Raw genomic sequence first — 15,282 nt, forward strand, 5'->3', positions numbered from 1 at the left:
CATCTACTCCATCGCCAAAGCTTGTGTTACATCAACCGCAACCAAGCGAGATACCCCAGGTTCACGCATAGTTACCCCAATCAAATGATCTGCCAACTCCATCGTAACTTTATTGTGCGTAATAAAGAGAAATTGAACAAATTGTGACATCTCTTTCACTAAAGTGCAAAAACGTCCTACATTTACATCATCTAAAGGTGCGTCCACTTCATCTAACATACAAAATGGTGAAGGATTTAACTGAAAAATAGCAAATACCAATGCTACTGCAGTCATTGCCTTCTCCCCTCCAGATAACAAATGAATTGTACTATTGCGTTTACCCGGAGGTTGTGCCATTACTACAATACCAGCTTCCAACAGATTATCACAAGTTAATTCAAGCTGCGCTCTTCCTCCGCCAAACAAACGCGGGAAAAGTGCTTTGAATGAAGTATTTACTTCCTCAAAAGTATTTTCCAAGCGCAATCGAGTTTCTTTATCCATTTTTTCAATGGCTGATTCCAACGTTGCCAAAGCCTGGCTTAAGTCATTATATTGCTCGTCTAAATATACTTTACGTTGCTGCTCAGTAGCAAATTCTTCAATTGCCGCCAGATTAATTGCCCCTAAGCGTTTAATTTTTTCTGCAAGAGCAATTAATTCATCTTCTCTTATGCTTTGTGTTATACCCGTGGGTATCTGTTCTAATACGACTTGAGCTTGTAATCCAGTTTCATCTAATGATTCTTGTACTGAGCTTGCTCGCACGGCTAAAGCTTGCTCCTCCATGCGAACTTGAGCGATGAGTTCTTGAATGCGTTTGACCTCAAAGTCACAGTTTAAAATATTTTTCTCACAATCTTCAAGTTCCATTCTCAACTGCAACAATTGCTCTCGGCTTAAAGTTAATTGCGACTCTACCTCGCTATGCTTTTGTAACTGTTGTGCCAATTGGCCTTTAAGTTCCAGCCCTGGTTCTTCCGTCTGTAAACTGAGCAACGCTATATGTTCAAGACGCTCTTGCAAAGTATCCAGGCGTTCTTTTTCTCTCTGAATACGATCTTCAAGTTGTTGTATTTTGTTTTTTTCCCTATCATATTCCAGCTCTGCATGATGGAATTGAAATCGAGATTCTTCCACTTGTTTCTTTTTTAATGCCAAGCCATCCAAGCATTCTTGTTTTTCACGTAAAGATGCTTCTTGACGTTGTTCATATTCGCGACATTGCTCTTCTAAAGAATGTAATTTTTCTTTGATAATACATTGTTCAGCTGCAGTTTCTTCCAGAAGAAACTGCAATTCTTCACATTCAATAGTTAGAGTAATTGCTTGTTTTTCTGCATGGAATATCGCTTGTTCATTACTACTTAACGCTGAACTGTTTGCCCTTAATGCTTCATTACTTGCATTAACATTGAGCTGTTGGAGTTCGATATTCTTTAAACCCTTTTGTAATTGTAGATGAGTATCATCACGCTCGACTCTCAGCGCCTCTATACTTTGTTGTAACTCTTGAACGACCAATGACAGATCGGCGATTTTTTGTTGGCGTACCAAAATACCTACGTCATCTTGTTCTTCAGGATTCACAAATTTTACCCATCCTTGTCCTATCCAAAAACCATCTGGGGTAATAATCGATTGATATTCCTCTAATTCTGGTAACCAGCTTAATGCGTCGTCAAAATGTTCCGCAGTATAAATATGTTCTAAAGGAGATACATTTGCAGGTATTTTTCCATGTATTTTGTCCATAAGGCTTGGGCGTGAATCAGACCTGGTGCTTCTATTTCTTAAAGTAACAATGCATTCCCCCTGGCGCTCGCAATTTACTTGCTGCGGCCATAATTCATCAAAGGTTTCTAAAACATAAGCATGCAATGATTCATTCAATACACGTTCACAAGCAGCTTGCCATTTATTCTCAACCTGCAAAACATCCATTAATCTTGGTTTTTCAGACCAATCTGGAATACCTTTTTTATTTTTTTTGATGCCTTGTCGCGCCGCACGCTGAGCCGCTGTTAATGCAGCATACTCCGTATTCGTTCGATGAAAATCATCTTGCACTGCATGTAACTGCTGCTCGATTTCTTGTAATTTAGTACGCAATTGATCCGTATTTTCTTGGCTTTGAGTTAATTGGCATTCATCAAATTCTTGATCGGCAATGAGCTTAATACGCTGCTCTTGTAATTTTTGTTGTGACTGTTGCAAGTCATCTACAGAGATAGATTCTTGCTCTAATTTAAGTTTTTCTAATCTTAAAAGCGTTTGCTGATACTTTTCCTCTAAATGCTGTGCTTTCACTTGCGCTACTTGAAATTCTCTTTTCAGATTGTTTGCATGGGCTTGCACTTCTTGCCAATGGTGCTCCCATTGGGTCTGTTTTTTTTGCATTTCCTGGTAATCAGTATCGTGATCTTTAAATTGAACGCTTAATTGTTCGAGCCTCTCTGCTAGATTTTGAGTATTTTGTTGGCAACGAAGCAAATCCTCTTTATCTTCTTGCCATCGTTCCGCAATAGCCTGCCAATCCGATTGCATTTGTTGCTGGTCTTGTTCCAGACGTTTCTTCTCACGCATTTGTTGCTGGATGGTTTCTTCCAAACGCGCTATTTCAGTACCTAACTGATAAAAACTGGCTTGAATCTGCTGGGTTTGCTCATCTACATCATAAATTTTTTCATTTAAAATAATACGATCTTTATTCACTTTGGTAAGCGCACTTTGTTGCTGTTCATAATGCACCGCCAAATCATGCAATTGATGTTGTTTTGCTTCTTGTTGACTTACCAAATCTTGCCATTTGAGTGCCAAAATTTCTGCACGACATAATTGCTCTTCATCCTTAAGAATGAGATAACGTTCCGCGGCTTTAGATTGTCGTTCCAGGCGCTGTAGTTGTTTGTCTAACTCATCCCGGATGTCTGCGACACGGGTCAAATTCTCACGAGTATGCTCAATACGTTGCAAAGTCTCACGTCGACGCTCTTTATATTTAGAAACCCCAGCAGCTTCCTCAAGAAACACCCTCAGATCCTCGGGTTTCGCCTCAATAAGTTGAGAAATAGTACCCTGCCCAATAATTGAATAACCACGAGCGCCTGCGCCAGTACCAAGAAAAATGTCAGTAATATCTTTACGACGACAGCGGCTTCCATTTAGATAATAAGAAGAATCACCATCACGAGTAACCACGCGCTTGACTGCAATTTCACCATAGCTGGCAAAAGGTCCGGTTAAACGTCCAAGGCTGTTATCAAATACTAATTCCACTGAGGCTTGGCCTACAGATTTACGATGAGAAGAACCATTAAAAATAACATCGGTCATTGATTCACCGCGTAAATTTCGTGCAGAACTTTCCCCCATAACCCAACGTACGGCATCAATGATGTTTGATTTTCCACAACCATTTGGACCCACTACCGCCACTAATTGACTCGGAAAATGTACTACCGTGGGATCAACAAAAGATTTAAAACCCGCTAACTTCAATTGTTTCAGATGCATAGGGATAGCAATTTAAACAAAATAAAGTACCATTATAACTGAGGATGAGCAGGCTATCTATACAAGCATAGAACCTTATAATATCGCCATAAGTTTGGATCTGTTTTGCCTCTTAATTTGACAAGAATAAAAACATTTATATAATCACATCCAATTTGATGCAAATTGGATAGATAATGAAGCATTTAGTTATTCGATCACTTAGCGCAATAACATTAGGTACAGTGATACTATTTTCGGGTTCAACCTTTGCAGAGCCCCCTAATTTGACTTTAGCAAAAAATGAGCTCAAAAATTACCATGATTCTGGGATTTACCAAAAAGAGCTAACACAAGTTATCCTTAAGGCACAAAAGTATATCAATCAGCAATCCAGCCTAAATGAAAAAGAAAAACTACCTAAGAAGCTCGCTATTGTTTTAGATATTGATGAGACGAGTTTATCCAATTATAACTCTATGATTCAACGTGATTTCGGTGGGAATCGTACGCTATATCATCAAGATATAATGGCTGCGAATGCCCCCGCCATTAAGCCTATGCTTGCTTTATATCAAGATGCACTTGCCCATAATGTCAACGTATTTTTCGTCACCGGACGAAATGAATCAGAACGAAAAGCTACAGAGCAAAATTTAATTAAAGAGGGTTATAGTAAATGGGCGGGACTCTACTTACGACCTATGAGCTACTCATCCAAATCCATCATTCCCTTTAAATCGCATACACGCAAAACAATCACAGAAAAAGGTTATACAATTGTAGCCTCTATAGGTGATCAATACAGCGACCTAAAGGGTGGATATGCTCAAAAGGTATTTAAACTACCAAATCCCTATTATTATTTACCTTAATCAATTCTCATGGTGCTGTCATCAGAATTAATGTGATCATTATTCTGATGTACCAACTTGTTTAAAATAAGGGACATCAATAAACGGATTTGTTGCTCATACATGGAACGTTCATAGCCCCCTTCCAAGCCCCAATAAACTCGTTCAATATCTTCCTTATTTCCTTGAATTATTTGAAAGAGATTTTCATAAAAATAAACTAAATCCGTTTCATTAAAACGCGTTTTTTTTGCTTCGGCTTTACTCATTAACTTGCCATCAACAAATTTCCCACAATATGCTGTTTCAGCTTCATGAGAATCCCAACCTGTTGGTAAAAAAAGTGCTATTTTCTGGCCATTTTCTTTTGCGCTTAGTATTTGAGACTCGATTTCCTCTAGAGCAAAAACTAATGCAGGATGCACGGTTCCACGTATACGTTGTGTTGTGCTTAAATCTACAGCAAAATAGCATAAACCGCCTTTTGCCCATGAATGGATATCTTGTCCCTCATCCTTACCCTTTTTCTTAAATAATTTATTGATAAACAAATTATCCTGTTGAGGATAAACACGAGAGTCAAAAACATCTATATGGCAGATATCCATATCTGTAGCAGATTTCATTAAAATATGGCACAAACCATCATCACGATTAACATCTGTTCCTACAATAATGTGTTTGAGTGGTTTTCTGTATGAACTTTGAACATATTTAAGTAAAATCGCTGTTTTATTCAAAATACAAAACCCACTGCCTTCATTGGCATAAGCATGATGCGTTGGTAGCCCAAAAGAAAAATGGATTTTTCCCGGGTGCTCTAAGGTCATTGCGATATCTTTAATTAAGATTTCTAGAGTTTTAGGAGTGATCACAATATCTGAGTTTAATTGCTTTTGCCCATTATGGTGCGCTTGAATACAATCAATAATAATGTGTTGCAGGTATTCTGGGGTATGAACTTTTAATATGGCGTTAAGTATCGTATCTTCTTCAGGAATTTTAGCAAAGCATTTTAATGCAGCATGAGCTTCTCCCTTATACATTGCAGCAAATAATTGATTCCAACAGCGAGGCAACTGGACTTGATCTGTATCCAAAACTGATAAAGCGGAGTCATTATCGCAAATTTCTGAAATTAGTTGGGTCATATGTTTTAAGCGATTGAACTGATCCTCTCCAGCACCAGCAGGCATTCCATGCATTTGTTCGATATCATTTACAGAAGGGATTTGAATACAACAATCTTCAATATTTGCTTCCTGCACCTCAGAAGAAGTTCGTTGTCTAAAGAAATATTGATGCATCATCTTGATTATCCTGGAAGTAAAGGAGATTGGACTGTTATTTACTAAAGTTCCAAAATTTTTTTTGCCATACTTTAAAGTATAGAGCATGGCAAAATGTTCTCATGCAAGAATTGAATTAATGGTAGGTAACAGAATGCTCAATATCTTCTTTAACATCAATAAGTCCCTGAGATAAACCTTGGCGTTGGCCAGATTTGACTGTATTTGGACCTGTAAAAAAAGTTAGTCCGATTCCTGTGGCAGCAGCTACAGTAGACGTAACCCCTAAAACAACCTGGGTTTGCAATAAACTCAGTCCCAAAGCTATTCCTACAGCACTTAATGCAGAACTAGAGCCAAATGTTGTTACCATACCAGCAACACTTGCCCCAATAAGCAATACGCCCAGAGCAATTAGTAACCCCCCTAACACTTGTTTCCCTACTGAAGGACTTCCAGAAGCACATTCAGCAATATCACCTAAACGTTTTATAGCTTGCACATCATTTGGATTATTAAGCGCGTCTGTTAAAACACAAACTGTTCTGCCATAAAAATGGTAATCTATGGATTCCTGTTTTTGTTTTTTCATTGCGACTTCAGCCTCAATTAATTCAGCCGCATTCATAATATGTCTTTGTATGTTATTGGATAAAATATTGTTTCGTTTTAAATGAACCAACTTGTCATTAAAAATTTGCTCTTCTATGTTGTCTATTTGTGCTGGTTGAATTGCAAAAACCCCTAAATTTGCGTTTTTAGAGACCTCAAACCATGCATTTGCACTGTAATTTGTTTGCCAGTGATCGGGCAAATCCCCCTGTTGAAGCACATGGGTACTTTCAACAAGATCCGCTAGCGTTTTTTCAAATGCAGTATCTAGGTTTTCTTGTCTTACTCGCGTATACATATCCCAGATAAAGCCACATAAGCGCAAATAGTTAGATCTATGTATTGGCTGGAGTTGTAATGCCTCTGGATTATATCCACTTTCATAACGAGTTAACTCACCTAACCCATAACGTGCGGCAATCAAGCTAATTCGTACTTGCGGAGAAAGGCCTGTAAGATGAGTATCTTCGTAGTCATTAAATGCTTTTTGCAGCCTAGTGGCTAATGTTTGCACTAACTCTAAGGGATTTTCCTGCAAAGTCCGTAAAAATATTTCAGCACCACGTATATGATTGTTTAAAAATGATTTACGAGAATTAAGCTGAGTCAATTCAGCATTCGCTTCATCGATTACTCGCTCATAAGGTCGCATTTGATTTTGGAGTGAGATACGCTCTGCTTGTAAACGCCCTAATTCAGTTTGTAATTGACTTCGGTTCCATTCTCTTGCGAAATCACCTACATAATGCAACAGCCCATCTCTATGATGATGGTGGTGGTGCCGATCATGATGATGATCATGCATATGATGGAGCATATCTTGAGTCGAACTGATATCCGCGTTAGTAAGTTGTCTTTGCGTGATTGAAATGAGTCGATTTATAGTATCCAATTGCCGTTGAAGTGGGCTAAGAAGCTGTGTTTGCTCTTCAATTATGCGTGATTTTTCCGATATTTGTGACTGTACTTGAGGTAGCTCTTGTTGCCAAGAAAAAAGATTAGCTTGATTGTAAACTACAGGGCTAACTGCGGGCATAACGATCCTCCAAGGGGTTATATTCGAAGCGCTACGCATTATACATGCTGCAAATTATTAATTCAATGATGATATTTTATGATCAAAGATACCTCGTGCTCTGAAAATTCCTGCTATGGCACAATCGATAAGCAAAGAGATACAATAGAAATTTCTTAAATCAACAATAAAACGCTTTTAAGGATGTTGCGCAATGGCTGAGGCAAAAAAAGTTTCTGAATCCTATCTTTTTTCGCTGATTTTAATTTCAGCAATCCTCCTTGGAGGCCTCACCGGTTGTTTTTCTAGTAAAATCACACACTATTTAAAACCTTTTGGTGACATTTTTCTTAATCTCATTTTTACGGCAATTGTTCCATTAATTTTCTTTAGTGTCAGCTCTGCGATTGCACGTATCGGTTCTATGGGGAAATTAAGCAAAATTGCTTTTTATATGACAATGACTTTTTTATTTACGGGTATCATCGCAGCAATTTATGCTCTTTTTGTCGTACATATTTTTCCACCAGCTCAAAACGTTGTTTTACCCTTGACGGCTCCTGTAAAAACATCCACGCTGAGTTTTATAGATCAGATCCCAGAAATTTTTACTGTATCTGAATTCAGTCATTTACTTTCGCATAAACATATTCTTGCTTTAATCGTCTTTTCAATCTTTGTTGGACTTGCCACATCCCATACGCATGAAAAAGCAAAACCATTCTCTGATTTTTTACAAGCAGGCGAAGAGATTTTCATGCGTGTTTTTACATTAATTATGTATTATGCCCCGTTTGGGTTCTTTGCTTATTTTGCCGTTTTAGTTCACGATTTAGGCCCGCAACTAATGACGAATTATCTTCGGGTTGGCATTCTTTATTATTCTTTTGGAGTCCTATATTTTATTCTTATCAATACCTTCTTTGCCTATTTAGCTGGAAAAACTTGGGGAATAAGATTATTTTGGCGCAACATCTTCCTCCCCGCAGTTACCTCTATTGCAACATGTAGTAGTGCTGCAAGTATTCCTGCCAATTTGATTAGCGTCAAAAATATGAAAGTGGCTCCAGAAATTTACGAAACAGTAATTCCTTTAGGTACTATTATTCACAAAGATGGTTCTGTAATCGGTGGGGTATTCAAAATTGCTTTTCTATTTGGAATTTTTCATTTAAATTTTTCTGAGCCTAGTGTTTTACTCACTGCACTAGGAGTTTCTTTAATGGTTGGTACCGTAATGGGGGCGATTCCTAGTGGGGGAATGCTAGGAGAACTGCTTATTTTAAGTGTTTATGGTTTTCCTCCTTCGGTTTTAATGATTATTGCTGCAATAAGTATTATCATTGATCCACTTGCTACAATGCTTAATGTAACATGTAACAGTGTAAGCTGCATGATAATTGCCCGTTTTGTGGAGGGCAAAAAATGGTTTACACACTCAACATCAAGGTAAGTTATGAGTAAGCATCCACCTTATAAAAAATTATGGCGTTCGCGTAAAGATCGAAAAATTGCTGGAATATGCGGCGGATTAGGCATTTATTTTGGTGTAGATCCAGTATGGATGAGAATAATTTTTGTTATCTTTTTCTTACTTGGAGGAGCTGCATTTATTGCCTATATTATCTTATGGATAATCATTCCCTTAGAACCCGAAGGCTGGCAAGATGCCTAATCAAGAGGAAAAATAATTCCCGGTATTTGAGACCGGGATAAAAACTGACCAATAGCACATGCTTATCTCAACTGCAGTATGCCAAATTATTGTAATGTTTATTTCTTGTGTGCCTTGGCAAACAATCCAGAATCATCTCACATTGAAAATTTGAATCTGGATTGCTTTCTTTTCATTGCAATAACAACGTTTTTTTATATCGAAAGAAAATAGTGCTGATGAATTATCTCATTAGAGAATAATACACTTTGATTCTATTTGATCACTGATTTTTTGTCCAAAGTGTGTTGGATTTGTTTTTGACTCTTCTCGAACATAATTCTCATCATAATATGCTATAGGTTCATCGTTATGAGGAGTATAAATACCGATCAATTTCAGATCCGCTCGTTCAGCTCTCAGCATGAGGTTAGAAACAGTATGGTTTTGAGGATTTTTAATTTTATCATTTATTTGTTCTAATTCACCCCATAGCTTAAAAAGGAGCTGTTGATCGAGTTTTTTTCTTACTGCTTCATTACATTCTTTGAATTTTTCATGCATTTGCTGATGCAGCTCATCTAGAATTGATGTCTTGTAAGACAACTCCAAAAGCTTCGTATGTTTCTTTATAACCGCTTTTGTAATGACTCTTGATTCATGACTGTCTGCCATCTTTGCTTCAGGCAGGTTCTCTTTAAATGCCAATGCTTCTTTTTGCGTTTTAAATAAATAAAAATGAGTGGCGTTATAAACAGTTGCAAGCTGCTCTTCTGTGTCCAAGCGCTTTCTTTCCGCTAGTTCGTTCATTGAAGGGGAATAAGGGGCCCAATAACTACTAACATAATAAGAGAGATTACTCACTGCAAAATATTCGTCGTCTGCCTTCACCATTTTTGTTATAAATGGGCTTTTAAATAACAGATGTTTATCAAACCGTAGTTGCTACTTCATTAAAGCTTTTATTGGTCAATCGCAAGTTTCTAAGTTCAGGATTTAATTTTTTAGGGTTATTCGGATCATGATTTCGAGGAAAAAATTCAAAAATATAATTAAGAAGGACTTTGGGAATTCGATTAAACGCCCCATTGTCGCTTACTTTTTTCTTGTTTAAATCATCTCTGTTTTGCATAAACTGATTTCTTGTTAGTCATTATTACTCGAGGACTTTTACCATGAAATTTAGCCGTTCTTGGCATGTCATTTTTACATGTTTTGAGCGCTTTATTGTCTGGGTAGCATGTCCGGCATATGATTGCGGCAAACGATTATATGAGTTGCATTTTTAAAGAACAATCAGGAATGTTCCGTTTTTCATATGGCGCATTTCGAACACGATTCAGGGAGCCAAACGATGATAAAATTCTAATTGAATTAGTTTCCTGTATTGGATTGTCGTGCATGAAGCGCGCGACACGAGGGCCGCGCTCAACAAACCCTAATCAATTTTCATTCATCGAGTGACAGAACAAATGATGAGGCATTTAAAACAGCAGCAATACGAAGTACCGATTGCACAGCAATTTTATCAAACCCATGCTCTAATAACTGTTTTACGTGTGAGCCAATGCACATACCACACCCATTAATTACGGATACTGCTAAAGCGAACAATTCAAAATCAGCTTTGGACACACCTGGATTTAACATACCATTCATACGTAAATGAGCAGGTAAAGTGGAAAGCTCCTTATTTTCTGCTAAATGAATTGCACGATAATACACATTATTCATAGCCATTAAAGCTGTTGCTGTTTTTACGGCATGTTCTAATTCAGCTGAAATATAGATTGCTCCATCCGTTTTAATCGCATTGATTATACTTTTATTTTTCAAGGTATAAGCTACAGCCAGAGCGGCACCATAAAATTGAGCTTCCGTTAAACCGGACTGAGCAATATTACCAAATAGAGTACTCAAATTCAGGCGAATATCTTTAGCAAAATCAGGAATGGCCTGTTTTAATTGTTCAATCGACATAATCCTCTCCTCACAATACTCCAGCATTACCCGCAGGAGTATCTTGTTTTATAATGTCTCACCACCAATTTGGCGATTACAAGGACACAACTCATCCGTTTGTAACGCATCTAAAATACGTAAAACCTCTTGTGGATTACGACCTACATTAAGGGAATTCACGCTAACATGCTGAATCACATTATTTGGATCAATGATAAATGTTGCCCTTAACGCGCAACCACTTTCTTCATCACGAACACCCAAACCATCCGTTAGTTTTCCTTGAACATCTGCAAAACTATATTGATTCAGCTGATGTAAATCCTTATGTTCTCTGCGCCAAGCCAATTTCACAAATTCATTATCTGTACTTCCCCCTAATACCACTGCATCTCTGTCATTAAACTCACCATTTAACTTTGCAAATTCAACAATTTCTGTGGGACATACAAAGGTAAAGTCTTTAGGGTAGAAAAACACTATTTTCCATTTTCCTGGAAAGCTTTTTTCAGTAATAGATTCAAAAGCACTTGCCCCATTCTCTTCATGATTATTAAATCCGGGTTTTACGGCAACTACAGAAAACTCCGGCAATTTTTGACCAACTGTTAACATAAATTTCTCCTCATTTATTTGTTAATTAAATTATAGATAGGGTGTATAATTATATAAAGTGAATAAAATTGATTTAATTAATCGAAAAAAGCGATGAATAAGTTAATTAGTTTAAAACATCTCCATTACTTGATTACCCTATATGATCACCAACATTTTGGTCGTGCGGCTATGGCATGTTTTATTAGCCAATCCACTTTGAGCGCGGCGATTACAAATCTTGAAGAAACGCTCGATGCTCCTTTGCTTGAAAGAGATCATAAAACATTTCTATTTACTTCTTTAGGGGAAGAAATTGTACGTCGTGGTCGATTGATGCTTCAACAAAACTATGAATTAGTCGATTATGCTAAAAATCAGGGAAAAGCAATGCAGGGAAATTTTTATGTTGGCGTTATCCCCACCATTGCCCCATTTATTTTAAGTGATCTCCAGGTTTTATGTCAGCAGCTTTATCCTGATTTATCTCTTTTCATCAGAGAAGATACAACAGATAATGTTTTAAACTATTTGGGTGAAGGAAAACTTGATCTTGCTATCCTGGCCCTACCCTATCCAACAGCAAACTTGCAAACAAAAATATTATGTAATGATTATTTTAAACTTGTTTTGCCCAAAAGGTGGTTGCGCCAAGGATTTGATACGGAAATATCGAGGCTTCCGGAAAACAGCATCTTTCTATTGGAAAAAGAACATTGCCTGACAGAACATACATTACAAGCCTGCCAACTTAAAGAAAGTAAAAAAATCAATTCATTTTTTGCAACCAGTTTGCATACATTAATCCAGATGGTAAATCACCACCCAGGCATTACCTTTTTGCCTAACCTGGCGATTAACAGTCGTATTCTTGCAAACACGGATTTAGTTGCTGTTCCCTTGAAAAATGATCATTCCTATAGACACATTGGTGTCGCTTGGCGAGGTACTTCTCACAGGATACAAAGCTATAACCTATTTGCCGAACTAATAGCACAAATTGTCATTGAAAAATGCGCTGATTCAAAATAAATATAATTACGCCCTAATTGATTTTTTTTATTCCCCAATTGCTCTTCCTGAGCAAAGCAAAGGAAGAGGTACTGCCTCTGGAAGTCTCTCATATGGGTGATGAGCGTTTTTAACTTGTTGGATCAGATCTTTTGTTTTTATGCCAATTTGACTAATTAATTCTCTAAACGCCCCAACTAGATTACTGGGATTAATTTGGATCTTATCCTCCATTACACACTGCTTAGCCTGACTAGCCAATTCATCAATAAATGCTTTACAACCTACCGATTTTTCATCTTTTGCCAAACGCATCATCCGTGCTTTCGCGCTTATCCGATGCGTCATAAGGAAGTTCATACTCATTGGCAACATGTTGCATTAACTCCATTAGCCGACTTTCAATAGCGTCCTTAGCCATATTTGAATTTTTTATCATATCGATTAAGCCAAATGAAACAGCGAGCTCTTTTAGAGTAGTATTGTTTATCGTTAGATTTAAATTCCACATATCGGAATAAACAACCGCTTGTTGAATTAATGCTAATCCACTAAGAACAAAAGCAAGTTTATGTAAGAAAGTATAGGTACTACAAATATTCTCCCGTTCAGGTGAGAATAAGCGAGAAAATGTGGTTGGAATTGCAGATTCTCTCAGTACATTAAACAACGGACTCCATAAACATTGTTCCATTTTATGTTGATAAAACGCACCATGAACTTTAGTATGCAGACGCAACACCGGTAATATTTCCTTACCTAACTTATTAAGTTCAGTCTCAAGCCATACCTTTTAACTAGACAAATAGCGTGCTCCGGGAGATATCCTTTCAATAAATAAAACGACAGCTGCTCCCCTAAGCGTTTATTAATAATTTGGGCCACCTGGTTCGTACCCAAACAGCATATTTCAACTAATCCCTTGAAGGTGTTTTGGTCAGTAAAGGTTAACTCCTTTTTATTTTTTATTAACAATCGATTTATGATTTCTATAAGCTCATCTGCTTTTTCTTGAGGGGAATTAAGTATTCCCCCTTCTAACTGCTTTTTTGTTGCAATAATTCTTTAGAAGAAAGCACCACACCATAATCGCGACGGAATGATTCTATATAGCCTAAGAAAGTGGCTGTATATATTAAATTTTGATATTCAGCATGCCAATTTACTATTCTTATGCGATCCAGATAAAAAGTCTCTGGAATAGTATGCAACACAGTGCTTTCAGGTTGCTGCAAAACTGCCCGTAATAATGCAGAAGATACATAAAATCCAATATGTTGCGAACATAGAATGGGTAGATCCAGTCGATAATCCTGTGGTGCGCTCACAAACTTATCAATCCATCCCAAAACAAATTGAAGATTAACTTGCTTTCCGGATAATCGCTCCTGAAAATTCTCTTGCTCGAAAGCAACGATATTTCTCGAAATTAATCCACTTGATTGATTAATATGAAAATTATGCTGTAATTTAATGAATTTTTGTCTGTTATTAGGTGTAAATGCCCCTAAGGTAGTACGTATTTCACCCAATACACCAAAGATCAAATCTACATTTGCGCACTCTTGTGTTAATGCTGCTATCGCTGCATTAATATCCTTTCGGGGATGTATGATGCAGGCTTATGAAGAAAGTAATAATTTTGGATTTAATACGAGTTCATGGATTAATGCATCGTTAGGTGATGTTATCCATTTATTTGCCTCAAATGAATCTTGAAGATTATTTAGTTCTTCTGAAAGCATGTGGATGCCTTCTTCACCCACTAAAGATTGACGCCTTGTTCTTAGCGTTTCTTGTTGATGACCATACCCCTCCTATAGTTCCAGCATTCTTGGATCGAGACTATGAAGCGCTCTAAATTTTCATGTACATATTGAAATGAGTCTAAAGCAGTTCGTTTTAAATGCAACTGCTTCCACCATCTCTGGATAACACAAGCAGTTCGGGCTAAATGAAGTTCCTGTTCCGTCTCTATAGTCATGGTATGAGATTTAGAGGAGCAGAAAAATGAGCTTCTATCAATTTTTGATTTCATGCGATTCTCTTTTTTTTCCTATAACCTAATCTGGGCGAAAATTGATTCGCCTTGTTAAGTTAAATCACCTAAATTGATCTTATTTTTAGCGCAAATAGTCTGTTTTTTAGAGTGTGTTGCCATATGTTGTGTGTTATATGCAAGATCCAACTTTGCCAGGAGCTATAATTATTTCTGACAGATTGGCTGCTTTTGGAAAATAGATTTATATACCACAGTAGGTCTATTTTTATTGGACAGAAATTCATTTCAAAATTATTGGTTTCGTATTCACATACGAAACCATGTCATAGTAATTTGTTATTTTTTTGCCACATTTTTATTTTGGAGGTGGCACTGATGATGGCGATGATGAATTGGTAATAAAATACCCAATTTTTGATAAGTCTGTAATTGAGCTTTAGCCAATAATATACTTATTTTCAATTCCACTGCGTTTCTTTTTTCCAGCAAAACTGATATATCACTCCATTTTGCATTTGGTGTTGCTATTTTCCCTTTTATTTGCAAACTAAGCGCACGTTTTTCTTTAATTAAGGGGATCATTTGCGCTCGCAAATTTTTTTTGATTTTAACCAACTCTGCGCGCTGTTGCGGGGGCAATATTTTATTAATAGATTGGCGGTATTGTGATGATTGATTCAGAGAATCAGCCGCACTACTTACCGTTGATTGGGCTGAGGCAATTGAAGCCCCCAATAAACTCAAAGCCATACTATTAATTAATAAAAAACGCTTAATATTCATTTTTTTCTCCTATTTGTTTCAATATTGAG

General features: G+C 37.1%; 16 protein-coding genes and 1 pseudogene. 4 read left to right on the plus strand and 13 right to left on the minus strand.

The features are described from left to right. Nucleotides 1-3 precede the first annotated feature (3 nt). Nucleotides 4-3,498 carry a chromosome segregation protein SMC gene (gene smc / locus EKG34_RS09680; protein WP_003635181.1) on the minus strand — a complete coding sequence of 1,165 codons (3,495 nt, stop codon included), beginning with the start codon at nucleotides 3,496-3,498 and terminating at the stop codon, nucleotides 4-6. 176 nt (nucleotides 3,499-3,674) lie between these two features. On the opposite strand from smc, the gene EKG34_RS09685 reads away from it, so the two are divergent. Continuing rightward, entirely contained in the window at nucleotides 3,675-4,352 is a 678-nt protein-coding gene (locus EKG34_RS09685) for an HAD family acid phosphatase (RefSeq protein ID WP_003635179.1), read from the plus strand. Here EKG34_RS09685 and EKG34_RS09690 read toward each other — a convergent pair. Together EKG34_RS09690 and EKG34_RS09695 are read right to left on the minus strand one after the other, a co-directional pair. Then, a complete protein-coding gene (locus EKG34_RS09690) occupies nucleotides 4,349-5,641 on the minus strand; it encodes an arginase family protein (RefSeq protein WP_003635177.1) in 1,293 nt (430 codons plus the stop codon). The two genes, EKG34_RS09685 and EKG34_RS09690, sit on opposite strands and share 4 nt — an antisense overlap. 115 nt (nucleotides 5,642-5,756) lie before the next feature. Continuing rightward, nucleotides 5,757-7,268, minus strand: a complete 1,512-nt coding sequence (locus EKG34_RS09695; RefSeq protein WP_003635175.1) for a hypothetical protein — start codon at nucleotides 7,266-7,268, stop codon at nucleotides 5,757-5,759. 193 nt (nucleotides 7,269-7,461) lie between these two features. Here EKG34_RS09695 and EKG34_RS09700 point away from each other — a divergent pair, with 193 nt between their 5' ends. Together EKG34_RS09700 and EKG34_RS09705 are read left to right on the plus strand one after the other, a co-directional pair. Further along, on the plus strand, nucleotides 7,462-8,700 hold the full coding sequence (locus EKG34_RS09700) for a dicarboxylate/amino acid:cation symporter (RefSeq protein ID WP_003635174.1): 1,239 nt from the start codon (nucleotides 7,462-7,464) through the stop codon (nucleotides 8,698-8,700). A 3-nt stretch (nucleotides 8,701-8,703) separates the two neighbouring features. Next, the gene (locus tag EKG34_RS09705; protein WP_003635171.1) at nucleotides 8,704-8,922 is read left to right on the plus strand and encodes a PspC domain-containing protein; all 219 of its coding nucleotides are present in this window, start codon (nucleotides 8,704-8,706) and stop codon (nucleotides 8,920-8,922) included. Between the two features lie 231 nt (nucleotides 8,923-9,153). Here EKG34_RS09705 and EKG34_RS09710 read toward each other — a convergent pair whose 3' ends face one another. The 4 genes from EKG34_RS09710 to EKG34_RS09725 all read right to left on the minus strand — a co-directional run bounded on the left by EKG34_RS09710 (nucleotide 9,154) and on the right by EKG34_RS09725 (nucleotide 11,478). Then, complete coding sequence (locus tag EKG34_RS09710; protein WP_003635169.1) at nucleotides 9,154-9,795, minus strand: hypothetical protein; 642 nt, start codon at nucleotides 9,793-9,795, stop codon at nucleotides 9,154-9,156. A gap of 37 nt (nucleotides 9,796-9,832) precedes the next feature. Then, nucleotides 9,833-10,033, minus strand: a complete 201-nt coding sequence (locus EKG34_RS09715; protein WP_003635167.1) for a hypothetical protein — start codon at nucleotides 10,031-10,033, stop codon at nucleotides 9,833-9,835. Between the two features lie 317 nt (nucleotides 10,034-10,350). Beyond that, nucleotides 10,351-10,881, minus strand: coding sequence for a carboxymuconolactone decarboxylase family protein (locus tag EKG34_RS09720; protein ID WP_003635164.1), 531 nt, complete (start codon nucleotides 10,879-10,881; stop codon nucleotides 10,351-10,353). Nucleotides 10,882-10,929: 48 nt separating this feature from the next. Further along, nucleotides 10,930-11,478, minus strand: coding sequence for a peroxiredoxin (locus EKG34_RS09725; RefSeq protein ID WP_003635162.1), 549 nt, complete (start codon nucleotides 11,476-11,478; stop codon nucleotides 10,930-10,932). A gap of 93 nt (nucleotides 11,479-11,571) precedes the next feature. On the opposite strand from EKG34_RS09725, the gene EKG34_RS09730 reads away from it, so the two are divergent. Continuing rightward, entirely contained in the window at nucleotides 11,572-12,489 is a 918-nt protein-coding gene (locus EKG34_RS09730) for a hydrogen peroxide-inducible genes activator (protein ID WP_003635160.1), read from the plus strand. Between the two features lie 27 nt (nucleotides 12,490-12,516). On the opposite strand, the gene EKG34_RS09735 is transcribed toward EKG34_RS09730, so the two are convergent. The 6 genes and pseudogenes from EKG34_RS09735 to EKG34_RS09755 all read right to left on the minus strand — a co-directional run bounded on the left by EKG34_RS09735 (nucleotide 12,517) and on the right by EKG34_RS09755 (nucleotide 15,253). Then, on the minus strand, nucleotides 12,517-12,777 hold the full coding sequence (locus EKG34_RS09735) for a hypothetical protein (protein ID WP_125461288.1): 261 nt from the start codon (nucleotides 12,775-12,777) through the stop codon (nucleotides 12,517-12,519). Then, nucleotides 12,764-13,240 (minus strand): annotated as a pseudogene (locus EKG34_RS09740) (TCP11-related protein); the annotation flags it as partial. The gene EKG34_RS09735 and the pseudogene EKG34_RS09740, both read right to left, overlap by 14 nt. Before the next feature lie 265 nt (nucleotides 13,241-13,505). Further along, on the minus strand, nucleotides 13,506-14,000 hold the full coding sequence (locus tag EKG34_RS09745) for a hypothetical protein (RefSeq protein WP_003635154.1): 495 nt from the start codon (nucleotides 13,998-14,000) through the stop codon (nucleotides 13,506-13,508). 90 nt (nucleotides 14,001-14,090) lie between these two features. Continuing rightward, complete coding sequence (locus tag EKG34_RS18825) at nucleotides 14,091-14,213, minus strand: hypothetical protein (protein WP_012979363.1); 123 nt, start codon at nucleotides 14,211-14,213, stop codon at nucleotides 14,091-14,093. A 41-nt stretch (nucleotides 14,214-14,254) separates the two neighbouring features. Continuing rightward, nucleotides 14,255-14,506 carry a hypothetical protein gene (locus tag EKG34_RS09750; RefSeq protein WP_125461287.1) on the minus strand — a complete coding sequence of 84 codons (252 nt, stop codon included), beginning with the start codon at nucleotides 14,504-14,506 and terminating at the stop codon, nucleotides 14,255-14,257. Nucleotides 14,507-14,806: 300 nt separating this feature from the next. After that, complete coding sequence (locus EKG34_RS09755) at nucleotides 14,807-15,253, minus strand: hypothetical protein (protein ID WP_003635150.1); 447 nt, start codon at nucleotides 15,251-15,253, stop codon at nucleotides 14,807-14,809. Nucleotides 15,254-15,282: the final 29 nt, after the last annotated feature.

Source organism: Legionella longbeachae (assembly GCF_004283175.1).
In the GTDB taxonomy this organism is placed as follows: Bacteria; Pseudomonadota; Gammaproteobacteria; order Legionellales; family Legionellaceae; genus Legionella; species Legionella longbeachae.